A 23,890-nucleotide genomic window follows, 5' to 3' on the forward strand; every position below is an offset into this window, starting at 1 on the left:
ACCCTGATGGACGAACGCATCACCCTCATCGACGAGATCATCTCCACGGAATGGGAGATGTTCGCGACCGTGCGCAACGTCGGCGGCGAAGCCGCATGCCAGCAGCAGCCCGAGACGTTCGACCTGCAACGACGCAGCCAATATCTCACCTGGCCCGCCATCGTGCTGTGCAGCTATCGCGACGACGTTCGGGCAGCGCAGGCGGAAGGGCGCAACCTCATGACCGAGAAATACGCGCGCATGATGCAGCGCACCGATCCCGATGCCTACGCCGATCTCGAGGATTGGCTCGAGCCCCTCGACGAGGAGGCGGAAGCGCTCGTCAACGAGACGGCGACGCGGATCATGGCGTGGGAGGAAGCCGTGCGCGAGCGCTACCCGTTCATCGTCGAGCGCGGCCGGGACCTGTCGAGCGACGAGGCGAGCCGGCAGGGAACGTCGTTCGAGACGTACCTGCGCGCCGAGCTGGCCACGTATTCGCTCCGAACGCTGCGGCTGTACGCCCGTCACCTGCGCAGCCTGGCAGATGCCGGGAAGAACGGCAGCGAGCTCGTGTACGAGCAGCTCGTGCGCCTGTACGGCTACGACGGGCTCGACGAGGCCAACGCGCGCATGGCCCCTTAGCCGATCAGCCGCTCCCCCGCCGCGTCCTCGCCCTGGCCGGTGAGGTGCCTGAGGAACGCTTCGTCGCTGATAGCCTGCTTGAGCGCTTCGAACACGGAAGTGCGCGCCGAGTATCCCACGAGATGCTTCCGCACGTCCCCGAGCACGGCGTCGTCCGAGCCTCCCAGCTCCTTTCGCTCGCAGTAGTGCGTGCACACGTAGTACACGGCCGCCACCGCATCCTCGGCCTCGACTGCGCTGGGATTGCGCTGGTAGGCCGCGAAGCGCTCCACCCACGGCGCGGCGTTCAAAGGCGCCACGATGTCCGCGAGGGCCGGCGACGCGCCGCCCGTCTCGGCGAGCGCCTGCTCGAGCGCGCAGCACAGCGCACCCATCATCATGCGTCGCTGCGCGTCGTCGTCGATGCCGAGGATCTTCGCCGTGCGCTTCGCATACCCGAACACCTTCTGGTACCGAGCGAACTCGCTCGGCGACAGCCGCTCCACGAGCCCTTCGAGGAAGCCGCAGAGGGCTTCGAGACTCTCCATCCTTCGATACTTTCGCTTGTTGGTCAGCAACGACTCGATATTCTTGTGCATTTCCACATAGTTGGGAGGTCGGCTGACGAACAGGTCGGCCCCCACGCTGATGCCGCGCGTGCGGGATTCGCTGTCGTTGAGCACGGTGAGCATGATGATGGTGATGTGGTCGGTTTGGGGATCTTGCTTCAGACGGTGGCATATCTCGTAGCCGTTCATCCCCGGAAGCATGACGTCGAGCAGGATGAGGTCGGGATGGAACTCCTCCACCAGCTTCATCACCACCCTGCCGTTTCGAGCCTCCTCGACCCGATAGCCCCACTGCACCAGCACGTCCACCATCATCTGCCGGTTCGCGTCGTTGTCGTCGACGACGAGCACCTTCTCATTCATACGCCGCTCCTTGCGTTTCCGATCCATCGGCGTCGAGCGGGGCATCCTGCTGCGCCGGCACGTAGAACCGCGCGGTCGTGCCGTACCCCAGCTCGCTTTCAAGCCATAGCTTCCCGCCGTGCAGCTCCACCTGACGGCGCGCAAGCGGCAAGCCGAGGCCCGTACCCTCGTACGTGCGCGAATACGAGTTCTCCACCTGCTCGAACTCGTAGAACACGCGATCCAAATCGCTTGCCGCGATGCCGATGCCGCGGTCGGCAATGGAGAAGTCCACGACGCAGCGCCCTCCCCGCTCGATTTCACGCACGTCGATGCGGATCTCGCTGCCCACCTCCGAGAATTTCGTGGCGTTGGACAGCAGGTTGTACAGCACCTGCTTGAGCACCACGCGGTCGGCCGAGAGCGCGAGGTCGGCAGGCTCGCACGATACGCGGACGTCGGCCGCCCTCGCAGGGCTCGAGCCGGAAACCGTCCTCACCACCTCGTCGAGCGCGTCGACGACCGAAAACTCCTCGAAGTACAGGTTCGACCTTCCCTCGTCGATCTTCGCCGTTGCCAGGATGTCGTTGATGAGCTCGAGCAGGTGGGAGCTGCTGCGATGGATGTTCCCCACGTAGTCGCGCTGCTTGCCGTTCAGCGTGCCGAACATTTCCGAGAGTAGCAGGTCAGCGGCCGAGATGGAACTGGTGAGCGGCGTCTTCAGCTCGTGGCTGATGTTGGCGATGAAGCGCGTCTTCGTGGAGTTCGACACCGCGAGCCCCTCGGCAAGCTGCTGCAGCTCCAAAGTGCGGGCGCGCACGGTGATCTCCAGGTTGTCGTTCGCGCGCAGCAGCTGGTCGGAGAGATCCTGCGCCGCCTCCTTGCTGGCCTTGAGATCGCGTACCGTCTCCCTGATCTTCCGCTGGCTTTCGTTGAGCCCCACCGCCATCGTTTGCAGGCTGGCCACCAGCTGGTCCGATTCGTTGATGATGTCCTCGGGCGCAGGATAGCGCGCCACCGCCTCGTAATCGCCCTGCATGATGCGCTCCGCCATCCGCTTGCCCGTTTTGAGCGGCCGCGTGATGCGGTTGCTGAACAGCCAGCTGACGGCGATCACCAACGGCGACAGCACGAGGGCGACGATGAACACCACGCGCACGTTGTTGTGGATGAGGTTCGAGTACACGGCCTCGCGAATGCCCACGCCCATGCTGGCGATGGGCTCGCCCCAGTGGTTCTCGGCCGCGGTGTACAGGTAGTAGTACTGGTATCCTGCCGAGGAGAGCTCGCTGCCGAAGTAGCCTCCGTCCGACACGTCGGCGAGCGAGACGAGCACCGACGTGCCCAGCTGGGACGAAAGGTCCTTTCCCGGCGCAAGGTTCGTGGACACGCGCACGTCGTCCACGACGAACGACAGGAACGAGTCGGCGACGCGCTCGGTATAGTATTCCGGATACCGCATGTTGTTGTTGATCACTTCCCCGAGGACGAGCAGCGCGTCACTACCGGATGGGGCGATGACGGCGAGGTTCACGAGCGCGCGCGTGACCAACCCGTCGGCCGTGCGCACGAGATAGCGTTCGTACTCCGGGCTGCCCTCCTCGAACACGGCCCCGAGGTCGACCACGTCCATCGAGCCGATCGACGAGACGCCCTCCTGCTCGACCGCGTCGAAATAGCGCCCGAAGGACGCGCTGGCATCGGCGCGAACCGACGGGGTGGAAGCCAGCAGTTCTCCCCCTCCGCCGACCACGAGGGCGAATCCCAAATCCGGAAGCGCCTCCTCGAGCGAGGCCATGTACTCGTCCCAACGCGCCGCGTCATCGCCTTCGCGCGGCGCGCTGGACGCCGCGGCAACGCCCGCAGCCTCGAACACGCGCACCTGATCCTGCATCATGGATTCGGCGAATCCGCTCGTCGTGGTGAGGAAGCTGTAGGACGCCTGCTCCTGCATCTTGCCGAGCACGAGGTAGCTCACCCCGGTGGAAACGAGCGCGAAGAACAGGACGCTGCCGAGAAGAACCAAGGTGAATTGCCGGTTGATCTTCATGGAGCGGCCTAGGCGTTGAAGTACTTCTTGCACAGCAGGGCCATGTCGTAGCGGTTCTTAGCCCCCGTCTTCTTCAGGATGTTCGTGACATGGGTCTTCACCGTTTTCTCGCTGATGAACAGCGCGTCGGCGATATCGCGGTTGCTTTTGTTCTGGATGATCTGGCCCGCCACCATCACCTCACGGCTCGTCAGCCCGAACGCCTCCATCAGCTCGTGGCCCGTTTCGTCGATGGTCGCCCCGCTCGCAAGCCGAACGCCTTTGAGTAGGGAAAGCGTCGAGCCCAGCAAGCGCAGCACCTTCTCCAGCTCCAACCGGCCCATCGCCCTCACGTCGTAGCGCTCCGCATCGATCGCGCTGACGGCTTCGACGTTGTCGCCAAGGACCATGCCGCCGAAAAACGCGCCCACCACGTCTTTGTCGCGAAAGACGGGGCAGGCGAAGCAGGTAAGCCCTGCGTAGCAGGTATCGATGATGGCGACCCCGCGCTGCGCCATGCGCTCGAGGATCTGCTGATGCTGCATGTGGCAGCGCGTGCGGTTGCGGTCTTCGATATGGAAGCAGAGCAGCGAGCGGTTGGACGCCACGAGCGCGGGCGTCCCATCGAGATAGACCAGGCACAGGCTTACGTCGGTCAGGCCCGAGAAATCGTCCTGGAACGCTTGAACCGATTCCTTGCCTACCGAAGACAACCATGTATCGAGCGTATCGCTGTCGGGCATATCCGCACTCCTCAATGGTTTCGCGAAGCCCTCCCCTGTAACCTATAGTATACCATCCCCGCACGGACGCACGCGTGGCGCAGCCGTGTTTCCCCGAGGTTACACCCGCCTGTTCGCCGATGCATAGGTGCTCGTCGCAAGGCTTTTTCCTGATTGGAACCATCATGGATTCGGCATGGTACGCTGATGCAGAGCGTGTGCATTGCAGGGAGCAAACTGCACGCGCCACGGGCTTTCGTGTAAGATGTTCGGCATACGAGAGAAGGGCCGTTTCGCCCTGCATGACGCCAGTACGAAGGAGCATCTGTGACGCAAGCACCCACCCCGTCCAGCCAGTTGGTCATCGTCGTCGATTTCGGAGCCCAGTACGGGCAGCTGATCGCCCGCCGCGTGCGCGATCAGCACGTGTACTCGGAGATCGTCCCGTGCGACATCACCGCCGAGGAAGTGCGCGACCTCGCGCCGGCGGCCATCATCCTGTCGGGCGGGCCGGCCAGCGTGTACGCCGAGGACGCGCCGTCCATCGACCCGGGCGTCTTCGAGCTGGGCATCCCCGTGCTGGGCTTCTGCTACGGACAGCAGATCATGGCCGTCACGCTGGGCGGCACTGTGGGCCACACCGACGCCGGGGAATACGGGGCCGCCGCTTTGACGCGTTGCGACGAGGGCGCGTCCCTGCTGTACGGCGAGACGCCTGTCGAGCAGACGGTGTGGATGAGCCACCGCGACGCCGTGGCCGAGGCGCCCGCGGGCTTCGCGGTGACGGCCTCGACCGACACGTGCCCCGTGGCCTCGATGGAGTGCGCGGAGCGGCGTTTGTACGCGACGCAGTTCCACCCCGAGGTGCGTCACACGCCGCACGGCGACGAGCTGCTGAAGAACTTCCTGTTCGGCATCTGCGGCCTCGAGCCCTCCTGGACGATGGACTCCATCATCGACGACGCCGTCGAAGCCATCCGCGAACAGGTGGGCAGCGACCGCGTGATCCTGGGCCTGTCGGGCGGCGTGGACTCCTCCGTGGTGGCCGCGCTGTGCGCGAAGGCCATCGGCAAGCAGCTGACCTGCGTGTTCATCAACCATGGCCTGCTGCGCAAGAACGAGCCCGAAGAGGTGGAGGACGTGTTCACGAAGCAGTTCGACGTGGACTTCGTGCACGTGCACGCCGAGGACCGCTACGCCGCGCTGCTGGCCGACGTCGTCGAGCCCGAGCAGAAGCGCCGCATCATCGGCTCGCAGTTCTGGAAGGAGTTCTTCGCCGTGGCGGAGGACCTCGCCGAGGGCGGGCGTCCGGTGAAGTACCTGGCCCAGGGCACCATCTACCCCGACATCATCGAGAGCGGCGCCCGCAAGACCGGCGGCAAGGCCTCCACGATCAAGAGCCACCACAACCTGATCCCGTTCCCCGACGGCGTGTCGTTCGACCTGATCGAGCCCCTGGATCACTTCTTCAAGGACGAGGTGCGCGCGCTGGGCACGGCGCTCGGGCTGCCCGACCACATCGTGCATCGCCAGCCCTTCCCCGGCCCGGGCCTGGCCATCCGCATCATCGGCACGGTGACGCGCGAGAAGCTGGAGATTTTGAAGAACGCCGACGCCATCGTCCGCGAGGAGCTGGACGCCTACAACGCCCGCATCTTCGAGGAGACCGGCGACCGCAACGACGAGCGCAGCGTGTGGCAGTACTTCGCCGTGCTGCCCGACGTCAAGAGCGTCGGCGTCATGGGCGACGAGCGGACGTACGCCTACCCCATCATCCTGCGAGCCGTCGAGAGCTCCGACGCGATGACGGCCGACTGGGCCAAGCTGCCGTACGACGTGCTGGCGCGCGTATCAGGTCGTATAGTCGCCGAAGTCCCAGGAGTCAACCGGGTAGCATACGACATCACCAGCAAGCCCCCCGCGACGATCGAGTGGGAATAAGAATACTCTTCTCTTAGAAAAAGAGTATTCTCAGAGAGCTCCATAAGTTGAATCCCATTACAATGAGTTTCACATTTAAAGAGGCAAAAAACGCCAATGTATTCTTTCGGAGAAGTCCCTGGGCCGTTTTCGCCGTCAACGAAAAGACATCAGCCTCATCCATGCAACATAACGTGCGATATTAAACCTTCTCTAATGCCGCACGCTGACGATGACCCCATTGCACAAGCTTAAATCATAACGCATGACTTTTTTATTGCGTCATCGAGCTTGGACGCTGAAGGCTTTCTGCCCAAACGAGGAGGTACCCTGACCACCCGATACCCTCCGCCACCCCTCCATGCAACTTTTTCAGTGACTCCGCCATCGTCATCGCCATTAATGACCTTCTCGAGTCTCGGGATTACACAGCCGCATATTGTTGCATAGTTCCTCTCTGCAACAATCCATCTCCTATGCATCTTTTGCGCAACAGCAGCCGTTGTTCCGGAACCGCAAAACAAATCAACCACTAACTCACCAGGGTCGGTGGCAATATGAATAATACTCTCGAGCAATTCTTCAGGTTTCGGGGTGTCAAAGACCGGCTTATCGGGAAAAAGTTTCAGAAGATGCTTCTTTGCAGAATCGGTTGTACCCACGTCCGAAGACAACCATACAGTAAAGGGAACCAGTCCACGAATCTGATTGGGAAACAATTTCAACCTCGGTGCTCCTGCGCCGTCTTTGGGAAACCAGATCCTATCATCTTCCAGCAAATGCTTATACGTCGGCTCGGTTGCATACCACGACCTTCCTCTTGGCGGAGTCAAAACCTTACCTGAAGGGGTTACGATTTTATATTGCTGACCCGAACGATAGCCGGGCGCGGTAAAGGGAGCATCCGTCCAAGGCCCTCTGGGATCATTGTCGCGGTTTATTAGTTTGCTCGAATTTTTAACAAGAAGATTCCTGCGCTGTTTCCATTTTTTCGGACCTTCTGGCGCGTATACAAGTATTGTGTCATGGTTGTTAGAAAATGCAGATCTAGATTCTCTGGTAGTTCTCTTTTGCCAAACTATTGAAGCCACATACGCCTTCTCGCCGAAAACTTCATCCATTATGCAGCGAGCATGATGAAGCTCACTATCATCTAAGTGAAGCCAGACTGATGCTCCTTCACCCAGAATCGGTCGAATAGCCGACAGCCTATCACGCATCATGGACAACCACATTGGAGAAGCGAGATTATCTCCGTATTGATTGAACACCTTCCCCGTATTAAAGGGTGGGTCGATATATACGAGCCTTGCCCCTTTACCAAATAGCTCTTCCGAAGCCAACGCCTCTACAGCATCCAGCCCATCCCCTGCAACAAGTATGTTCTCTTCATGCGTCAAAGGGGATTGCGATCCGAGCAATTCAATAAATGGCTTTCCTTGAAGACGCGAATCCTGAGGATGTATCCATTCATATGAATTTGCGCCTGCAGCACGCAAAGAAAGCTGTTTGTTCGGCCATTGAAGCTCGACGTCATTATTATGCCGCATTGCCACCATGAAACCCGCCACCTATCCGAACAAGTAGTTGTAGAATACAGTATTTTAGCAGTATTGGAGACCTATTCGGATTATCATGTTCATTTCAGGAAGAAATCATTGAAACCGGAGAAGTAAATAATGTCGACCAGGAAAGTAATCGAAAATTCAGCGATAGTAGCTCCAGCAGCGAAACCTTTCATTCGTTGGGCCGGAGGGAAAACCCGACTTCTGAAGAGAATACTCCCTTTCATCCCATTAGAGATACGCGATTACTATGAACCCTTTGTAGGAGGAGGAGCTGTTTTTTTTGCCGCCCAGAAAAGAATTAGCGGAACAGCGTATTTATCAGATCTCAATGCCAATTTGATTAATGCTTGGCAAATAATGAAAGCTCATCCGGTACAACTCCTTCCCTATTTCGACGAGTACATAAAAAGGGACTCGGAAGGTTTTTACTACGAGATGAGAGCCAAAGAGCCATCAAGTGAGATAGAGCGAGCGGCGCGGTTCTTTTACCTTAACGGCACTTCGTGGAATCACTTGTGGAGAGAGAATAGTAGAACCGGTGCCATGAACACTCCTTGGGGAAATAGAAAGTTCAGGGGTTTTACGATTGACGAAATGAAATCAATCGGAAGCAACCTCCAAAAAGCCGAAATTGAAGTCGAGGACTTCAGGCTAGCTTTGAAAAAGCCGAAGAGGGGGGATTTTGTTTATCTCGATCCGCCATATCTGCCAATACTTACCAATCAAAAGGAAAGAGAGCCTACTTCTAAATTCAACAAGTACACTGCAAAGCCTTTTAGCCAGAACGACCTGATTGATTTAGCTGACATTTGTGAAGATCTTACTAACAGAGGCGTGCATTGGCTTATGAGCAATAGGGACACGCCGGAGGTTAGCGACCTGTTTAAGCAGTATCACATCGTACGTTTTACTACTACGAGATCTCTTGCCGCACAAAGCAAGAGAAAAGTTGAAGAAAGAGAATCGCCAGAAGCTTTAATCATTGGGGAGAGCGCATGACCAAGAAGCAAGTGGAATGTGTCTGGATCTGGCAATACAATCCATCAATCGCGCAAGGCGAGAGCAGCCAGACGAAGCCAACTTCAATACAAAAAGCAGTGTACGGAAGATTCAGCGGAAACACTTACACTAAAGACTACCTGCAATTTGCCACCAACTCTTTAGAAGTCGAAACCATCTTCGAGCTCGTAGATGGTAGAACAAATGTAGAATACAAATGGATTGGCGGAACAGATTCGACACGAGGGTCAATAGAAAAGTCCTCCGATCGTTTTCATTTGAAATGGACGGCCGGCGATATTCCAGAATGCTTCATGATGTCTCCCAATCCAACGACTATGGGACCTAGGGTCATCAAGGGAGACCCTGGAGCCAAGTCGTCCTTGGAAGCTGACAAAATACTCGAAGAGTTTAATCTCGAAGCATGTAGAACGGATAGTATCTATTTTCTTTTCGTCATCAAGTTATACAACGAAGACAATACTCTGCACCTTCGCACTTACATAGAGAACCCTCCTGAAGGACTCGAACAATTAAGTATCTCCAGGTTACCCAGCCCTATTCAAAACGCGCTATCGCAGTTAAAAGGCAGTCGCTCAAAAATGACCGCCTGCGTTCCATTTGACAAGGGCATCAACATTAATGATCCTATGTTCAAAAAGGCTCTGGATTTGTTATCAAAAAATCCCAACCTGCTTCTTGTTGGCCCTCCGGGCACGGGGAAAACCGTGCTGCTCAACAAACTCAGAACCTACATTGCGAATGGGATAACAACCTTTGACACTGAAACTCAATCCGATTGGAGCACCGTCGAATCAGGAGGCGCCACGAAATCCCTAGCTTTCCATCCAAGCTATTCATACGAAAACTTTGTTGTTGGCCTCGTCCCAAAACCAACAGCACACGGCATGGGTGTGGAGGCTGTTGCGGGACCATTAGTGCAATTGGCTGCCTTCTCTCAGTTCACTCTGAAGACATCGCTTCTAGTATTAGACGAAATCAACCGAGGGAACGCTGCGGCAATATTCGGCGAGACTCTAACTCTTCTTGATGCCGATAAGAGAGACGTCGAGACAATTCTTTTGCCGTACGATAGCCTTAGCATTCGCATACCAGCAGACGCAACACTTGCAACAGAAGAAAGATGGCTTGAAGGAAACGAATTTACCCTACCCGGCAACCTCTGGATAGTGGGGGCGATGAACTCTAGTGATCGAAGCGCAGTGCCATTGGACTCTGCGCTAAGAAGGCGATTCTCCGTTTTGTTCATGCCTCCGGATTACGAAACGCTCACAGCACACCTTGGCGCAAAGGCCGTTCAGAATCTATCAGCCTTGAACTTGAACAGCAAGCCTGAAGAGATAGGGGCCCTTGCTGTAAAGATGCTGAAAAATATCAACAAACGCATTTCAATAATCTCTGGAGAGGATTTCGAGCTGGGACAGTCCCTATTTTGGAATATTCACATTTCAAAATCCGCCCCCTGCGTGCTTGACTCTATTGCAGCAGAATGGGATAGTCGCATAGCGCCAATTCTGCGCATGAATTATCGCGATGACGACCAATCCCTTGCCGGCATCCTAGGCGACACTGCAGAAGGTCTAGCATATGAGTGGACTGAAGTTCCAAATGACTTGACGAAAGTAGGCATAAGTCGATTACGATTGCGTCGCCTGGAAATACTTGATTCCTCGACCAAACTCAAACTATTCAAAATGATAGCCGGAGCATAGGATGTCTTTTTACGGCTTTCGAGAGTCCGAAAACATTCTTGGTCTGGAAGATCCACGAATAGTTGAAGAGCTCCGTGATGAGCTCGATAAAGCTTCTTCGATCATCAGACCGTCAATCCCCTTGTACTGCGAAAGTCTTCATTCCTTTCAAATACAAAACATGATTGGCGTCTTAAGCTTAAAAGACGGAACTCTGATCGAGATTGCTCCAAAAATTCAAGCATCTTCCTGGGAACAAGCGGTGCTAGGGCTCATTGATTCCAAAACACGATTTTATATATCGACAACAAAAAGGGCCAGCAGGGAGCAGGATTTTCGACCCACCTTAACAGAAGTCTTAGCGATGGCATATTCGAACCTTTTGCATCGGGCCGTACTAAAAGAAGGACCTATGCTTTCATACGAGAGAGAGCGTCGCTCCTCATCGAAACTATCTGGTCGATTGAATCTTAGCAAATGGATTGCTCGAGCTTCAATCGATCCAGCTCATTTCGACATAACCAAAGACGAATTGAAATCCGACAATGAGTTCTCTAGAGCCATGTGCGCCGTCGCGGAGCGGATTCTCACATCGAATGTAACTCCAGCTACTAAGAGGCACTTGCAGCGTGCGATAAGAGAGATGAGACCGGATTGCCCTCGATCATTTTCAGCAAACAGCTCCATCACTGAACGATTGTTTCCGGAACAGTGGCCCGGCTACAGACAAGCTTGGGAAATGGCTTCAGCATTCATTCGTGGCGGATTATTTAAAAGCGGCTCCTTCGGCACGGAATTTGGAGTCGAAGTCGCTGTTGAGCCTTGGCCTATGTTGGAGACCCTATTGGAACGCTGTCTTAAATGGATTTGTTCTGAAGCTCATTACGCCGACCGTTACGAAACGCAAAAATCTAGAAGAATTTTAAAGGGATGCAATCGCAGCGTAAAGCCTGACGGACTGCTAATCAGAAATGGAAAAATTATCGCCTGCATTGATGCAAAGTACAAAACAAGCAAGCTCTTACGCGATGATCTTTATCAAGCTATCGCTACAGCGGCTACATTTAAAGCCCCTATTTCTATCCTCGTCTATCCCGACGATGCCCCAATGCAACTGTACCCTACGACCATCTCTGATCATCCCAAAGCAGTAGCAACGGTTGGAATCAATATGTTTTCCTATTCAATCGCTGCCAATTTGGAAAATCACGCAATAGGAATTATGCAAGCACTAGAAGCTGTCAATCCAAGCAATATCTAATTTAGCCAACAGCTCGCTCATAGGATCTAGAGCGAGCTAGTCTTAAATGTAAGCACGAAAAATGCATATCCGGTTACGTCATCGTAACTGAACTGCATGAGCCAACGGCACGATTCTCATTGCATGCCTCATGACAGGATCGCGTTTCTAACCCCCCTCGTTCGGCGAAGCGGATCTTCAGTAGCGCGCTGCGCGGCATCATTACAATCTCCATCAGTGCCTTCTTGTCAAATGAACACAAGCCCACACTTTTTGTTTGTTCGCACAAAATTACTATCGAAGAGGGTCGCGCGGCGTAAGCCGGGGCGAAAGAAACCGTAAAAGGAGTCTGAACGGCGGATCGACGGTATCAAGCGCAAAAGAGACCGTGGTCACATACATATGACCCAAGCTCGGCCATGCTGCCGCCGACAAGGCATCGCGCATCGCCAGCAAGCTCAAGCGCAAAAACGACGACAGCGGCAACCCGCACCCTCCTTCGTGATAAAATCCTCGGACAAGCATCGAACGACGAGACATCTTTGAACGGAGCATCATGATCAAAGAACTGGTAAAGGACGAGGCCATCCTCTCGCAGGCGTGCACCCCTGCCTCGGCCGAGGACGCGCAGGTGGCGGACGACCTCGTGGAAACGTTGACGTCGATGGACGGCGCCGCTTGCTTGGCAGCGAACCAGATCGGCGCCACGACCTGCATCATCGCGTACCTGGACGACGACGATCAGCCGCACGTCATGTACAACCCGCGCCTGTTGCAGGCGCTCGGCGCGTTCAAGACGGTCGAGGGGTGCCTGTCGCTGGAGGCCGACTCCAAGGTGACGCGCTTCGACCGCGTCAAGGTCGGGTACGACGAGCTGGTCGACGGCGAGCTGAAGCCGCGCAAGAAGGATTTCACCGGCTGGACGGCGCAGATCATCCAGCACGGCATCGACCACTGCAAGGGCAAGCTGGTCTAGCCGCATGGGCAAGAAACCGAACGCCGCCGAGCGCCCCTTGCCGCCCAAGCTCAACCGCGCCCTGCGCGGCGGCTTGGGCCCGAACAAGGCATCGGGCCACAAGGGCGGCATCAGCCGGCAGGGCTCCAAGCGGGGGTAGCGCGCGCCCGCGCAGCGCCCTCCTCGAGCGCGGCGAGCAGCAAGGGCTTGTCGTACGGCAACATCCCCACCAGCGGAAGCGGGTTCGTCTGCGAGCTCGCTTCCAGGTGCACGCGCAGCTGCAGCTCCTCGACCAGCACGCGCAGCTCGTCGATCCGCTCCGCCGCGCTCGCCGGCGCGAACTCCCCCGCTGCGGTGCGGCGGGCCAGCTCGCTTCCCGGCATCAGCTCGAGCGAGCTGATCTCCAGTATCCGCGGATTCAGCCGGTTGAGCACCTCGGCGGTCGTGCGCGCGTTGTGCCTCCCGCGCCCGCGACCGGCAAGCCCCGTCAGGTAGATCAGGTTGTACTCGATGCCCGCCGCGTCCAATCGCCGGCATTGCGCGAGCACGTCCGCGCGGCCGTACCCCTTCCCCGCCAGCTCGAGAACCTCGTCGTTCGCGCTCTCCATGCCGAGCGTCAGGCCGTTCACGTGCAACGCGCGCAGCCTCCGCAGCTCCTCGTCCGACTTTCGGGCGATGTCGCGAACCGAAGCGAACATGGCGATGCTCTGGCACTTGATGAGGCGATCCCATACGGCCATCGCCCGCTCCTCAAGCTGCCGGAAGCTCATCTGGAAGGGACTCCCTCCCGTGAGCCACAAGCGGCGTGCATGGGGAACGAAGCGCTTGACCTCGTCGAGATCGCGCTCGAAACGATCGAGACGACCGACCGAGAACCGCTCCTCGCAAAACAGCGTGCAGAACGTGCAGCGGCCCCACGCGCATCCCGCGGTGGCCTCGACGATGGGTGTGTACCGCTCGTACGGCGGGCGCCACGTGCGTCCGGAGAACTCCATCACGCCCCCTCACAACGACCGGATGCTGCGGCGGTACCGTGACAGCGCGTCCTCATCGAGCTGCGCGATGGCGCGGTCGAGACGCGCCACCATCGGCTCGCGGTCGCGCGGGAGCAGCCCTTCGACATGCACCGCGTCCGAGACGTGGGCCGTGGACAGCACCGCCTCGCACCTCAGCTCGCCGACGAGCGTGCGGATCTCCCGCAGCAGCTCCCCCTCGCTCGCCATCTGGAACCGCCCCGCACGCACATCCTCGGCAAGGCGCGACGCGGGGAACAGCGTCATGGACAGCACGCCGATCCGAACCGGGCGCAGCCGGCTGAACACCTCCGCCGATGCCCGCGCCGCCTCCTCTCCCCGCCCTGCGCCCGCGATGCCGGCCAGATAGAAGAAGCTGTAGCGGATGCCCGCCGCGTCGAGCCGGCGACACTGCTCAAGCTCGTCGGCGGCGGTGTGCCCCTTGTCCATGAACGCGAGCGCCGGATCGAAACCGGTCTCCACGCCGATGGTCAGATCATCCACGCCGAGACGCGCCCACTGCTCGAGATCCTCGTCGGACTTGTGGCGCAGATCGCCGATGCGCACAAACCCGCCGATCGTCCTCACACCGGAGATGCGTGCGCGGATGCGCTCCAAGATGGGCGCAAGCCGTGCGTTCGCCACACCGAACGGGTTCGCCCCCGTGATGAACACGCGACGAGCCCCGGGCGAGAACCGCGCCAGCTCGTCGATGTCAGCCTCCACCTCGTCGTCGGGCGACAGCGCGAACGGCACGTCGTACAGGTCGCAGAAGCGGCAGCGATGGTGCGTGCACCCCACCGTCACCTGCAACAGCGCCGACCCCGCCTCGTACGGCGGGCGCCAGATCGTTCCCGTGAAATGCATGATGGTCCTTCCTTTCCTCGTTGCTCGGCTGTACTATGCTCCTTGAGCTACGAAGAATGAAGTACTGTCTTTTTATGGAGTAGGGACGAACACGGAGGATGCGCATGGCACGACGGTCGGGCGATGAAGTGGAGCGATGCCCCGCGGTATCAACGCTGCAACGGATGATCGGCGGCAAGTGGAAGATCGAGATCTTGTTCTACCTTGGCATGAAGGACGTCTCGCGCTTCGGCCAGCTGCGCCGCTGCATCGGGAGCATCTCGGAGTCGACGTTGTCGAAGCAGCTGCGCGAGCTGGCCGACGACGGTTTCATCGAACGCCACGACTACGGAGAAGTTCCGCCGCGCGTCGAGTACCGGCTGACCGAGCGCGGGCGCGCGTTCGTCCCCATCCTGGAAGAGATGAAAGCCTGGGCCGAGCGCGAACTGGAATGGTAGCGAAGCTCGAGGGAAAGGAGCCCCCTATGACGAACCGCACGGTGAAGCTTCCCGACGGGACGCTCGTGCCTGCCATCGGGCAGGGCACGTGGCATATGGGCGACGACCCCGCCCGGCGCGCGAGCGAGATCGAGGCGCTGCGCACGGGGGTCGCGTGCGGCATGACGCTCATCGACACGGCCGAGATGTACGGCGAGGGGGCCGCCGAGCGGCTCGTGGGCGAGGCCATCGCCCCGCTCGACCGCGACGGGCTGTTCCTCGTGTCGAAGGTCTACCCGCACAACGCCGGGCGCGCGCACATCTTCGACAGCTGCCGCGCCTCGCTCGACCGGCTCGGGACGGGCGCGCTCGACCTCTACCTGCTCCATTGGCGCGGCGACGTGCCCCTCGCCGAGACGGTGGCCTGCATGGAAGAGCTGCGGGCCGAGGGGCTCATCCGCCGCTGGGGCGTGTCGAACTTCGACGTGGCCGACATGGAGGAGCTCATGAGCGTGCCGGGCGGCGACGCGTGCGCCGTCAACCAGGTGCTCTACCACCTGGGATCGCGCGGCATCGAGTTCGACCTCGCGCCCCGGCAGGCCGCGCGCGGCATCCCCCTCATGGCGTACTGCCCGCTCGCGCAGGCCGGTCGCCTCGCCCGCGCCCGCGGGCTGCTGCAGGATCCGTCCGTCGCCGAGGTGGCCGCGCGCCACGATGCCACGCCCGCGCAGGTGCTGCTCGCGTTCGCCATCCGCTCGGGCGACGTCGTCGCCATCCCCAAGGCCGCCGCGCCCGAACACGCCCGAGACAACGCCGCCGCGCTCGACCTGCGCCTCACCGGCGACGACCTCGCGCTGCTCGACCGCCGCTTCCCCGCGCCTGCGCGCAAGACGCCGCTCGACATGGAATAAGGAGGCCGCATGAGGACGTTCATCGCGCTCGACCTGCCGCCGGATTTCGCCGACGACGCGGCCGCGCTCGCCCGCCGGCTGAGCGCGTCGATGGAGGGGCGCTTCCTGCCGCGCGGCACCTACCACCTCACGCTCGCCTTCCTCGGCGACGTCGACGAGGCGCAGCTCGCCGCCGCGACCGACGCGCTGGAAGCCGCCTGCGCCGGCGCGTCCCCCGTCCCGCTGCGCAGCGACGGCCTGGGGAAATTCGGTCGCGCAAGCGACGCGACCCTATGGCTGGGCATCGCCCCCGCGCCCGAGCTCGAGCAGCTGGCAGCGCGCCTTCGCGACGAGCTGCGCGACCGCGACGTGCCGTTCGACGCCAAGCCGTTCAAGGCGCACCTCACGCTCGCGCGCCGCGCCCGCATCCCGCACGTCGGCCTGCCCCATCTGGCGTTTCCCCAAGACGACGAAGCCGTCGACGTCACGCTGTACAAGAGCACGCTCGACCGCGCGGGCGCCATCTACCAGCCGCTGCGCACGGTGCGCCTCGGCACCGGTCGCGCCGGGGGCGAGGGCGCCTAGTCTTCCTCCACCGCCCGGTCGTGGTTCACCACGCGGTAGAACAGGTTGCGGACCTCGTCGGGGTCGCTCGTCTGGCCGAGCACCCACATGGTCTTCGCCACGAGCGCCTCGGTGGTCATGTCGCCGCCCTTGAGGATGCCGCGGTGCCCCGCGTACGCGCGGCCGACCTCGTACACGCCCAGGTCGCAGCCCTCCTCGGGCACCTGCGTGGTCACGACGAGCGTGCGCCCGGAGTCCACCCAGTCGAAGATGGCGCGGCGGTAGTCGCCGTAGTCGGGGATGCCGCCGATGCCGAACGTCTCCAGGATGACGGCGTCGTAGTCGCGCTTGAGCAGGTCGAAGATGCTCGGGTCCATCTCGGGCGTCAGCTTGAGCACGAACACGCGCTCGTTCATCCGGTCGTACACGCGCGGCGCTCCGCCCCCGCCCGCGCACGTGACCGGCGCCCCGGCCCGCACGACGCGCCCGCCGCGCACGAGCGCGATCTCGGGGAAGTTCACGCTGGTGAACGCGTTGAAGCTCATCGTCCGCTGCTTGCGCGCCCGCGTGCCCGCGATCACCGCGCCGCCGAACACGACGGACACGTCGCACGAGCGGTCGTCGCAAGCGAACAGCAGGCTCTGGTACACGTTGAGCTTCGCGTCGGTGAAGGGGCTGGCCATGGGCTGCTGCGAGCCGGTCAGCACGATGGGCTTCGGGCTGCCCTGCACCAGGTAGGACAGCGCGGCGGCCGTGTAGGCCATCGTGTCGGTGCCGTGCAGCACCACGAACCCGTCGTAGGCGTCGTAGGCGCCCACGATCTCGTCGCGGATGCGCATCCAGTCGATGGGGCGCATGTTCGTGCTGTCGATGTTCATGGGCTGCACCACGTCGAAGTCGCACAGCCCCTCGATCTCGGGGACGTAGCGCGCCAGCTCCTCGCCGCCGAGCGCCGGAGCCAGCCCGCGCCCGTCCTCCACCGACGCGATGGTCCCGCCCGTCGCCACCAGCAATATCTTCTTCATGTCGTCGCTTTCCTCCGCTCATCCGTTCCGGACACAGTGTAGCATTCGGAGCGCGCGCCCCGGCCCCCATCGCGCCCGCCTTGCGGTATCATGGGAAACCGCACGTAACGACCGAAGGTAAGAAGGGGCGAACATGGAGGAGAAAACCACCGAAACCGCCAAGAAGGGCAACGTCAAAGCGCTGCTGCCGATCGGGGTGTTCCTGGTATGCTACCTGGGGCTCGGCGTTCTGTTCGAGTACGGGATGGGCATTCCCATGGGGTTCTACAGCATCCCCGTCGTGGTGATCTTCCTGCTCGCGCTGCTCGTGGCGTGCTTCCAGAACCGCAAGCTCCCCTTCGACGACAAGCTCGTCATCATGGGCCGCGGCATGGGCGACAAGACCATCGTCACCATGGTGCTCATCTTCATGGTGGCCGGCATCTTCGTGGGCACCGTGGGCCGCGACAGCGCTGAAAGCGTGGCCTACCTGCTGCTTTCCGTCGTCCCCGTGCAGTTCGCCGTGGCGGTGCTGTTCGTGGTCAGCTGCTTCGTGTCGCTGTCGATGGGCACCTCGGTGGGCACCATCACGCTCATCACGCCCATCGCCGTGGCGGTGTCGGCCGCGTCGGGCTTCGACCTGCCGCTGTGCGTGGCAAGCGTCATGGGCGGCGCCATGTTCGGCGACAACCTCTCGTTCATCTCCGACACCACCATCGCGGCCTGCCAGGGCCAAGGATGCCAGATGAAGGACAAGTTCCGCGAGAACTTCAAGATCGCCTTGCCGGCGGCATTGGTATCGCTCGCAGTCATCCTCGTGCTGTCGTTCGGCGCCGATCTCGGCGGCAGCGTCGTGCACGAGTACGACCTGGTCCAGCTCATCCCCTACCTCATCGTGCTCGTCGGCGGCATCATCGGCGTGAACGTGTTCATCGTGCTGCTGCTGGGCATCCTGTCGGGCTCCATCATCATGGTGGCCACGGGCGCCACCGCCGCCACCGACCTGCTGGCCAACATGGGCTCGGGCGCCGCGGGCATGTTCGAGACGACGATGGTGGCGCTGCTGGTGTCGGCCATCTGCGCGCTCATCCGCGAGTACGGCGGCTTCGTCGCGCTGCTGAACGGCATCAAGAGCCTGTTCAAAAGCAAGAAGGGCGGCCAGCTGGGCATGGGCCTGCTCGTAGGCGCCATGGACATCGCCACCGCGAACAACACCGTGGCCATCGTCATTTCGAACCCCATCGCGGCCGACATGGCGAAGACGTACGGCATCTCGAAGCGCAAGACGGCGTCGCTGCTCGACACGTTCTCGTGCGTGTTCCAGGGCATCCTGCCCTACGGCGCGCAGATGCTCGTGGCCATCTCGGCCGCCGCCGAGCTGGGCTTCGCGGTGTCGGCGTTCCAGATCATCCCGTTTTTGTTCTACCCGTTCCTACTGCTGATCAGCTCCCTCGTGTTCATATTCCTGGTGCCCGACAAGGCCGACCAGCAGAAGTGACGCCCGCGATCGTGCAGAAACCGCGAATCGTGCGCGCGTTTGGTTCCTTCGGACCGCTCGGAGCCGTATACTGAAACCTTTGTTGGCACGGACGAGCAGCAGGCACGACGAAAGGCAAGCAATGGGCGGATTCTTTGGGGCGGCAGCACATCACGACGTGGTGCTGGACGTGTTCTTCGGCGTGGACTACCACTCCCACCTGGGAACGAAATGCGCGGGCATGATCTTCCACGACGCCGAGGAAGGCTGCTTCCAGCGCGAGATCCACTCGATCGAGAACACCCCGTTCCGCACGCGCTTCGAAGACGACCTGCAGGGCTTCCACGGCTGCAGCGGCATCGGCTGCATCAGCGACACCGATCCGCAACCGCTGCTCGTGCGCTCCCACCTGGGCACGTTCGGCATCACCACCGTGGGCGCCATCAACAACGCCGAGGAGCTGGTGGAAGCCAACTTCGCCAGCGGCGGACGGCAGTTCATGGCCATGAGCTCGGGCAAGGTGAACACCACGGAGCTGGTCGCCGCGCTCATCAACCAGAAGGACGACTTCGTTTCCGGCATCAAGCACGCGCAGGAATCCATCGACGGGTCGCTCACGCTGCTCATCATCACCCAGGACGGCCAGATCATCGCCGCGCGCGACCGGATGGGCCGCCTGCCCGTGCTCATCGGCAAGAGCGACGACGGCTTCTGCATCTCGTTCGAGTCGTTCGCGTACCACAAGCTGGGCTTCCGCGACGAGTACGAGCTGGGACCCGGCGAGATCGTGCTGGTGAATCCCGACGAGTACCGCACCATCTCCCCCGCCGGCGACAAGATGAAGATCTGCGCGTTTCTGTGGGTGTACTACGGCTACCCGAACTCGAACTACGAGGGCGTGAACGTCGAGGTCATGCGCTACCGCAACGGCGCCATCATGGCGCGCGACGAAGCGGGCGACGGCGGCATCCCCGAGCTGGACTACGTGGCCGGCGTGCCCGACTCGGGCGTGCCCCACGCCATCGGCTACTCGACCGAGTGCAAGACCCCCTTCGCGCGCCCGTTCATCAAGTACACGCCCACGTGGGCGCGCTCGTTCATGCCGAGCAACCAAGAGGTGCGCAACCGCGTGGCGAAGATGAAGCAAATCCACATCCCCGAGCTGATCAGCGACAAGAAGCTGCTGTTCGTGGACGACTCCATCGTGCGCGGCACGCAGCTGCACGAGACGGTGGATTTCCTGTACAAGTGCGGCGCCGAAGAAGTGCACATGCGCTCGGCCTGCCCGCCCATCATGTTCAGCTGCAAGTACCTGAGCTTCTCCAGCAGCCGCTCCGATATGGAGCTGCTCTCGCGCCGCATGGTGCACCAGCTGGAAGGCGACGAGGGCGCGCAGCACCTCGACGAGTACGCCGACGGCTCCACCGAGCGCGGGAAGTGCATGCTGCGCTCCATCTGCGAGCAGATGGGCTTCGACTCGCTGGGCTACCAGTCGCTCGACGGCATGCTGGAAGCCATTGGCATCGATCCCGAGAAGGTGTGCACGTACTGCTGGACCGGTAAGGAATAACCGCTCGCTCCACCTCGTGTGATCAGCCCGGCGGATAGTCCGTCGGGCTTTTTTACGCTCGCTTCGCTGTACCTTTAGTGGGACATGCTGACCCTCGGTCCTCCGGTATCCTGCACGGTACGAGAACAAAGCAAACGAAGGAGAACCCTATGAGCAGCGCAGCCCACGCCGAGCAGATCCGCGGAGCCCACGAGCGCACGGCCGAACCCGTGCAGGTCCGGGTCATCCCCGGCGGCCTGCTGCGCGAGAAGCCGAGCCCCCGTCATGCGAAGGCCCGCCGACTCGACGGCATGCGCGGCGTCGGCTTCGAGCTCACCTCCGGTGAGCGCGTCGTCGCGGCGGCGTTCGGCACCCTGTTCGCCCTCGCTGCGCTGGCTGCGGCGATCCTGTGACGGCGGGCGCATGGTAGAATCGCAGGAAACATCCGCGATTCCGGAGAGGCGCACCGCGATGATTCGTCCTATCATGAGAAACGAGCTGGTCCTGCAACGCCCATCGGCGCCGGCTGCCGAGGCCGACCTGCCCATCGCGCAGGACCTGCTCGACACGCTGGAGGCTCACCGCCATTCCTGCGTGGGCATGGCCGCGAACATGATCGGCCAGCTCAAGCGCATCATCGCCTTCGACAACGACGGCTCCTACCTCGTCATGCTGAACCCCGAGATCGTGTCGCAGGCGGGCGCCTACCCCGCCGAGGAGGGCTGCCTGTCGCTTGCGGGCACACGGACCGCGACGCGCTACCGCACCGTCAAGGTGCGCTACCAGGACCTCGGCATGAAGCCGCGCACCGGAACGTTCACGGGATTCACCGCCCAGATCATCCAGCACGAGATCGACCACTGCAACGGCATTTTGATCTGACGAGAAAGGGCCGGCCGTATCGGATGCGATGCGGCCGGCCCTCGTAAGCGGGATAGTACTCGCGAGACGCGCTACGCCTCCGTCTCCTTCGCGGCATTCGCGCCGGCGTTGCGGGCGGCGGTCGTGTAATGGCCGAGCGAGTTGTGCACGCGGCGCCAGCCGAGCGCGTCGCCCAACTCGCCTGCGGCGTACAGATGAGGGATCACCGGCTCGTCGTCGATGGAAGCGGCAGGCTCAAGCGGGTTGTCGATCGCCGCCCAGCCATCGATCACCTGCGACTTCGTGTTCACCCGCACGCCGTTGCGCTGGGTGTGGCGGATGAGGCTCGCCTTCGCGCCGTAGAACGGCGGCGTCGCGATCTTGTTCAGGGGGCCGGGCTTGCCGAACGCCGAGTCCTCGCCCGCATCGGCATCGGCGTTGTACTGGTCGACGGTCGCCTTGAGGGCCGCCGCGTCGATGCCCATCTGCTTCGCCAAGTCGTCGATCGTGTCGGCGATGGCCAGGCATGCGGGATCGAACATGCTGCCCGTCTTCGGGTTGGGCTTGCTCATTTCGTCGATCGGCCATTTCAACTCCTCGGCCGTCGTCGAATCCGCCACCATCCACACGTTGCGCGGCTGCTCGAGCGACAAGTACGCCTCCATGAACGGCATCTCGGGATTCTCGGAGAGCGCCCCTCGGCCGGCAGGAATCTCGTCGGCAGCCGACGCCTCGTTGACGAAGCGCTCGCCCTTCCCGTTCACGATGATCGGCTTCTGGTACAGCTCCGGCTTGCGGGAGAGGCCCTTGCCTGCCGCGTAGTTCTCGTTCGTCGTCCAATCGACCGGGTCTTCGCCCCAACCCCAGTAGGAGCGCGCGCCAAAGAACAGGTACAGATACGACACGAACGACATGTCGGCGAACGCGGCGCCGATCTTCGATGCAGCGATATGGCCGTCGCCCGAGCTGTCGACGTACAGCAGGTTCTCGGCAGGCACGCCGCCGTCGCCGTAGGTGTCGGGCCCGACGATGCGCGGATCCCATCCGGCTGCCATATGGGCGTTGTCGGTCCACGTGCCCGTGCAGAGGATCACGCCCTTGGTCGCCTTGAAGTTCTTGGTCCCCTCGGGAGTTTCGACCTCCACGCCCACGACGGGGCCGTCGGCTTCGCGGTACACGCGCGTCATGCGATGCTCGAGCTTGATGGGCACTTCGAGCTCGCCCAGCTTCTTCTCCCACACCTGCGTCCAGCAGATGCCGCTGTTCGGCGTGCCCTTTCCGCCCTCGTACACGCCGGGGTTGACATCCGGAGCCAGACCGCGCTTGACATCGCCGCCCAGCACGCCTGCGGATATAGGCGCCCACACGATGCCGAGATCCTCCATCCACTTCACCGTATCGGCGCCCTTCTCGACGAGCATGCGCATGATCTCGGCGTTGCCGCGGTACTCGCAGCTGTACATCTCCGCCTCGAACCACGCCTCGTCGTCGTCCTTGACGCCGTCGCGCTGCTGCACGACGTTGTTGCCGCCCATCGTGCAGCTGCCGCCGGCGGTCATCCACAAGCCTCCCGTATGGTCGCCTTTTTCCAGGAGGACGACGCTCGCGCCCGCGTCGGCCGCCTCGATAGCGGCCGCCAGCCCTACGCCGCCGCCGACGACGATGACCTCGGCTTCCTCGTCCCATGCGCTGGGAATAGCGGACGACGTCGGGGCGGATGCGCCGCTTGCGGCCGACGCACCGTCCGAACAGCCGACAAGGCCCGCACCCGCAACTCCCGCAGCAGCAAGTGCCGCGCCCGCCAGAAACCCTCTCCTCGATACCGCATGTTCCATGATGCTCCCCTTTCCTTATGCAACAAGCAGGCCCTCTACCCGCCTATTGTTCCTCGTGACAGGTTCCGCACTCGAATACGTCCTCGTGATGGCATGCGATGCAGGTTTTCTTGGCAAGCTCGCCCGCAGCGCCGGCGACATGCATCTGGTGGCAATCGGAACAAGCGATGCCGTCGTGGTCCGGCGACGAAGGAAGCTCGTGCGGATTCGCCGTCGTGCCTTGCGAATCCACGAGCGCAGCGCTCTCCGCCGTTTCGACGGCAAGCGCCGCACGGTCCCCATGGCAGCTCGTGCACGTCGACTCGTCGATCGAAGTCGACTTCAGGCGCACAGGGGCGGAAGATGCGGTCGTGGCCCCTTCGTGAGCGGTTGCCAGCCCCGCTTCGTCCGCATGGCATCCCGAGCACGGCACGCCTTGCTGTTCGTGCATCGCAGCCTGACAGGATGCATCCTCCATGGACGCCGATTCCGCCGCATGGCACATCGCGCAATCCGCTTCTTGCGACCAGGAGAAATCGACGGCAGCGGGTTCGTCCTGACCGGTGCTGCCGCCTCCCGCCACGTCATTCGCTTGCGGCGCGCAACCGACGAGCACCGCAGCCGCCGCAACCGCCAAACCCAATACAAGGTGTCGCAAACGCGCATTCGTCTTCCCCATGAACCGCCCCTTTCGATTCCGTCCCTTGTTTCGCGCCTCTTTTTCGGACCCCTGCGGCAAGCTCGGAAGGGAGGGATGGGCTTGCCGCAGGGTCGCT

The 23,890-nt window shown here is 61.3% G+C and carries 23 protein-coding genes; 14 read left to right on the forward strand and 9 right to left on the reverse strand.

The features are described 5' to 3' along the window. The first annotated feature begins 6 nt into the window (after window positions 1-6). Window positions 7-624 (forward strand): DUF4125 family protein, encoded by a 618-nt coding sequence (locus tag GS424_RS12595; protein ID WP_160942712.1) that lies wholly within the window; start codon window positions 7-9, stop codon window positions 622-624. Here GS424_RS12595 and GS424_RS12600 read toward each other — a convergent pair. Genes GS424_RS12600 through GS424_RS18065 form a run of 3 tightly spaced genes read right to left on the reverse strand, consistent with a single transcriptional unit; the run spans window position 621 to window position 4,286 of the window. Next, a complete protein-coding gene (locus GS424_RS12600; protein WP_160942711.1) occupies window positions 621-1,535 on the reverse strand; it encodes a response regulator in 915 nt (304 codons plus the stop codon). The genes GS424_RS12595 and GS424_RS12600 overlap by 4 nt on opposite strands. Beyond that, on the reverse strand, window positions 1,528-3,564 hold the full coding sequence (locus GS424_RS12605; RefSeq protein ID WP_160942710.1) for a sensor histidine kinase: 2,037 nt from the start codon (window positions 3,562-3,564) through the stop codon (window positions 1,528-1,530). Before GS424_RS12605 ends, GS424_RS12600 begins: the two co-directional genes overlap by 8 nt. Window positions 3,565-3,572: 8 nt before the next feature. Continuing rightward, window positions 3,573-4,286 carry a LuxR C-terminal-related transcriptional regulator gene (locus tag GS424_RS18065; RefSeq protein ID WP_160942709.1) on the reverse strand — a complete coding sequence of 238 codons (714 nt, stop codon included), beginning with the start codon at window positions 4,284-4,286 and terminating at the stop codon, window positions 3,573-3,575. Window positions 4,287-4,592: 306 nt separating this feature from the next. On the opposite strand from GS424_RS18065, the gene guaA reads away from it, so the two are divergent. Then, window positions 4,593-6,206, forward strand: a complete 1,614-nt coding sequence (guaA, locus tag GS424_RS12615) for a glutamine-hydrolyzing GMP synthase (protein WP_160942708.1) — start codon at window positions 4,593-4,595, stop codon at window positions 6,204-6,206. A 230-nt stretch (window positions 6,207-6,436) separates the two neighbouring features. Here guaA and GS424_RS12620 read toward each other — a convergent pair whose 3' ends face one another. Then, window positions 6,437-7,744, reverse strand: coding sequence for a site-specific DNA-methyltransferase (locus GS424_RS12620; RefSeq protein ID WP_218958858.1), 1,308 nt, complete (start codon window positions 7,742-7,744; stop codon window positions 6,437-6,439). Between the two features lie 120 nt (window positions 7,745-7,864). Here GS424_RS12620 and GS424_RS12625 point away from each other — a divergent pair, with 120 nt between their 5' ends. From GS424_RS12625 to GS424_RS18070, 5 genes are all read left to right on the forward strand, one after another. Beyond that, complete coding sequence (locus tag GS424_RS12625) at window positions 7,865-8,752, forward strand: DNA adenine methylase (protein ID WP_160942707.1); 888 nt, start codon at window positions 7,865-7,867, stop codon at window positions 8,750-8,752. Continuing rightward, window positions 8,749-10,485 (forward strand): McrB family protein, encoded by a 1,737-nt coding sequence (locus tag GS424_RS12630; protein WP_160942706.1) that lies wholly within the window; start codon window positions 8,749-8,751, stop codon window positions 10,483-10,485. Before GS424_RS12625 ends, GS424_RS12630 begins: the two co-directional genes overlap by 4 nt. Window position 10,486: 1 nt before the next feature. Beyond that, window positions 10,487-11,725, forward strand: coding sequence for a 5-methylcytosine restriction system specificity protein McrC (locus GS424_RS12635; RefSeq protein ID WP_160942705.1), 1,239 nt, complete (start codon window positions 10,487-10,489; stop codon window positions 11,723-11,725). A 535-nt stretch (window positions 11,726-12,260) separates the two neighbouring features. Beyond that, complete coding sequence (locus GS424_RS12640) at window positions 12,261-12,680, forward strand: peptide deformylase (RefSeq protein WP_160942704.1); 420 nt, start codon at window positions 12,261-12,263, stop codon at window positions 12,678-12,680. A gap of 4 nt (window positions 12,681-12,684) precedes the next feature. Continuing rightward, window positions 12,685-12,819 (forward strand): hypothetical protein, encoded by a 135-nt coding sequence (locus GS424_RS18070; RefSeq protein WP_268891945.1) that lies wholly within the window; start codon window positions 12,685-12,687, stop codon window positions 12,817-12,819. Here GS424_RS18070 and GS424_RS12645 read toward each other — a convergent pair. Together GS424_RS12645 and GS424_RS12650 are read right to left on the reverse strand one after the other, a co-directional pair. Next, window positions 12,791-13,654, reverse strand: coding sequence for a radical SAM protein (locus GS424_RS12645; protein ID WP_160942703.1), 864 nt, complete (start codon window positions 13,652-13,654; stop codon window positions 12,791-12,793). The two genes, GS424_RS18070 and GS424_RS12645, sit on opposite strands and share 29 nt — an antisense overlap. A 9-nt stretch (window positions 13,655-13,663) precedes the next feature. After that, window positions 13,664-14,539 carry a radical SAM protein gene (locus GS424_RS12650; RefSeq protein WP_160942702.1) on the reverse strand — a complete coding sequence of 292 codons (876 nt, stop codon included), beginning with the start codon at window positions 14,537-14,539 and terminating at the stop codon, window positions 13,664-13,666. Window positions 14,540-14,643: 104 nt separating this feature from the next. Between GS424_RS12650 and GS424_RS12655 the strand changes: the two genes are divergently transcribed. From GS424_RS12655 to thpR, 3 genes are read left to right on the forward strand one after another with little or no spacing between them, the layout of a single operon-like run. Continuing rightward, window positions 14,644-14,976 carry a winged helix-turn-helix transcriptional regulator gene (locus tag GS424_RS12655; RefSeq protein WP_160942701.1) on the forward strand — a complete coding sequence of 111 codons (333 nt, stop codon included), beginning with the start codon at window positions 14,644-14,646 and terminating at the stop codon, window positions 14,974-14,976. A 26-nt stretch (window positions 14,977-15,002) separates the two neighbouring features. Beyond that, window positions 15,003-15,866 (forward strand): aldo/keto reductase, encoded by an 864-nt coding sequence (locus GS424_RS12660; RefSeq protein WP_160942700.1) that lies wholly within the window; start codon window positions 15,003-15,005, stop codon window positions 15,864-15,866. Between the two features lie 9 nt (window positions 15,867-15,875). Continuing rightward, entirely contained in the window at window positions 15,876-16,430 is a 555-nt protein-coding gene (gene thpR, locus GS424_RS12665; protein ID WP_160942699.1) for an RNA 2',3'-cyclic phosphodiesterase, read from the forward strand. On the opposite strand, the gene GS424_RS12670 is transcribed toward thpR, so the two are convergent. Continuing rightward, on the reverse strand, window positions 16,427-17,434 hold the full coding sequence (locus GS424_RS12670; RefSeq protein WP_160942698.1) for an asparaginase: 1,008 nt from the start codon (window positions 17,432-17,434) through the stop codon (window positions 16,427-16,429). The two genes, thpR and GS424_RS12670, sit on opposite strands and share 4 nt — an antisense overlap. A gap of 133 nt (window positions 17,435-17,567) precedes the next feature. Here GS424_RS12670 and GS424_RS12675 point away from each other — a divergent pair, with 133 nt between their 5' ends. The 4 genes from GS424_RS12675 (at window position 17,568) to GS424_RS12690 (ending at window position 21,321) form a co-directional block, all read left to right on the forward strand. Beyond that, window positions 17,568-18,911, forward strand: a complete 1,344-nt coding sequence (locus GS424_RS12675) for a Na+/H+ antiporter NhaC family protein (protein ID WP_154333743.1) — start codon at window positions 17,568-17,570, stop codon at window positions 18,909-18,911. 121 nt (window positions 18,912-19,032) lie between these two features. After that, complete coding sequence (locus tag GS424_RS12680; RefSeq protein ID WP_160942697.1) at window positions 19,033-20,460, forward strand: amidophosphoribosyltransferase; 1,428 nt, start codon at window positions 19,033-19,035, stop codon at window positions 20,458-20,460. 149 nt (window positions 20,461-20,609) lie between these two features. Next, on the forward strand, window positions 20,610-20,852 hold the full coding sequence (locus GS424_RS12685) for a translation initiation factor 2 (RefSeq protein WP_160942696.1): 243 nt from the start codon (window positions 20,610-20,612) through the stop codon (window positions 20,850-20,852). A gap of 58 nt (window positions 20,853-20,910) precedes the next feature. Then, on the forward strand, window positions 20,911-21,321 hold the full coding sequence (locus GS424_RS12690) for a peptide deformylase (RefSeq protein WP_160942695.1): 411 nt from the start codon (window positions 20,911-20,913) through the stop codon (window positions 21,319-21,321). 71 nt (window positions 21,322-21,392) lie between these two features. Here GS424_RS12690 and GS424_RS12695 read toward each other — a convergent pair whose 3' ends face one another. Together GS424_RS12695 and GS424_RS12700 are read right to left on the reverse strand one after the other, a co-directional pair. Next, a complete protein-coding gene (locus GS424_RS12695) occupies window positions 21,393-23,135 on the reverse strand; it encodes an FAD-dependent oxidoreductase (RefSeq protein WP_160942694.1) in 1,743 nt (580 codons plus the stop codon). Window positions 23,136-23,178: 43 nt separating this feature from the next. Next, window positions 23,179-23,793: a cytochrome c3 family protein gene (locus tag GS424_RS12700; RefSeq protein WP_160942693.1), complete on the reverse strand. Its 615-nt coding sequence runs from the start codon at window positions 23,791-23,793 to the stop codon at window positions 23,179-23,181. Window positions 23,794-23,890: the final 97 nt, after the last annotated feature.

The sequence above is a fragment of the Eggerthella guodeyinii genome (assembly GCF_009834925.2).
In the GTDB taxonomy this organism is placed as follows: domain Bacteria; phylum Actinomycetota; class Coriobacteriia; order Coriobacteriales; family Eggerthellaceae; genus Eggerthella; species Eggerthella guodeyinii.

Excerpts from the sequence above, each read along its gene's own strand:
- GS424_RS12595 (WP_160942712.1), top strand. The coding sequence starts at position 7 with ATGGACGAACGCATCACCCTCATCGACGAGATCATCTCCACGGAATGG.
- GS424_RS12600 (WP_160942711.1), bottom strand. The coding sequence starts at position 1,535 with ATGAATGAGAAGGTGCTCGTCGTCGACGACAACGACGCGAACCGGCAG.
- GS424_RS12605 (WP_160942710.1), bottom strand. The coding sequence starts at position 3,564 with ATGAAGATCAACCGGCAATTCACCTTGGTTCTTCTCGGCAGCGTCCTG.
- GS424_RS18065 (WP_160942709.1), bottom strand. The coding sequence starts at position 4,286 with ATGCCCGACAGCGATACGCTCGATACATGGTTGTCTTCGGTAGGCAAG.
- GS424_RS12620 (WP_218958858.1), bottom strand. The coding sequence starts at position 7,744 with ATGGTGGCAATGCGGCATAATAATGACGTCGAGCTTCAATGGCCGAAC.
- GS424_RS12625 (WP_160942707.1), top strand. The coding sequence starts at position 7,865 with ATGTCGACCAGGAAAGTAATCGAAAATTCAGCGATAGTAGCTCCAGCA.
- GS424_RS12630 (WP_160942706.1), top strand. The coding sequence starts at position 8,749 with ATGACCAAGAAGCAAGTGGAATGTGTCTGGATCTGGCAATACAATCCA.
- GS424_RS12635 (WP_160942705.1), top strand. The coding sequence starts at position 10,487 with ATGTCTTTTTACGGCTTTCGAGAGTCCGAAAACATTCTTGGTCTGGAA.
- GS424_RS12640 (WP_160942704.1), top strand. The coding sequence starts at position 12,261 with ATGATCAAAGAACTGGTAAAGGACGAGGCCATCCTCTCGCAGGCGTGC.
- GS424_RS18070 (WP_268891945.1), top strand. The coding sequence starts at position 12,685 with ATGGGCAAGAAACCGAACGCCGCCGAGCGCCCCTTGCCGCCCAAGCTC.
- GS424_RS12645 (WP_160942703.1), bottom strand. The coding sequence starts at position 13,654 with ATGGAGTTCTCCGGACGCACGTGGCGCCCGCCGTACGAGCGGTACACA.
- GS424_RS12650 (WP_160942702.1), bottom strand. The coding sequence starts at position 14,539 with ATGCATTTCACGGGAACGATCTGGCGCCCGCCGTACGAGGCGGGGTCG.
- GS424_RS12655 (WP_160942701.1), top strand. The coding sequence starts at position 14,644 with ATGGCACGACGGTCGGGCGATGAAGTGGAGCGATGCCCCGCGGTATCA.
- GS424_RS12660 (WP_160942700.1), top strand. The coding sequence starts at position 15,003 with ATGACGAACCGCACGGTGAAGCTTCCCGACGGGACGCTCGTGCCTGCC.
- thpR (WP_160942699.1), top strand. The coding sequence starts at position 15,876 with ATGAGGACGTTCATCGCGCTCGACCTGCCGCCGGATTTCGCCGACGAC.
- GS424_RS12670 (WP_160942698.1), bottom strand. The coding sequence starts at position 17,434 with ATGAAGAAGATATTGCTGGTGGCGACGGGCGGGACCATCGCGTCGGTG.
- GS424_RS12675 (WP_154333743.1), top strand. The coding sequence starts at position 17,568 with ATGGAGGAGAAAACCACCGAAACCGCCAAGAAGGGCAACGTCAAAGCG.
- GS424_RS12680 (WP_160942697.1), top strand. The coding sequence starts at position 19,033 with ATGGGCGGATTCTTTGGGGCGGCAGCACATCACGACGTGGTGCTGGAC.
- GS424_RS12685 (WP_160942696.1), top strand. The coding sequence starts at position 20,610 with ATGAGCAGCGCAGCCCACGCCGAGCAGATCCGCGGAGCCCACGAGCGC.
- GS424_RS12690 (WP_160942695.1), top strand. The coding sequence starts at position 20,911 with ATGATTCGTCCTATCATGAGAAACGAGCTGGTCCTGCAACGCCCATCG.
- GS424_RS12695 (WP_160942694.1), bottom strand. The coding sequence starts at position 23,135 with ATGGAACATGCGGTATCGAGGAGAGGGTTTCTGGCGGGCGCGGCACTT.
- GS424_RS12700 (WP_160942693.1), bottom strand. The coding sequence starts at position 23,793 with ATGGGGAAGACGAATGCGCGTTTGCGACACCTTGTATTGGGTTTGGCG.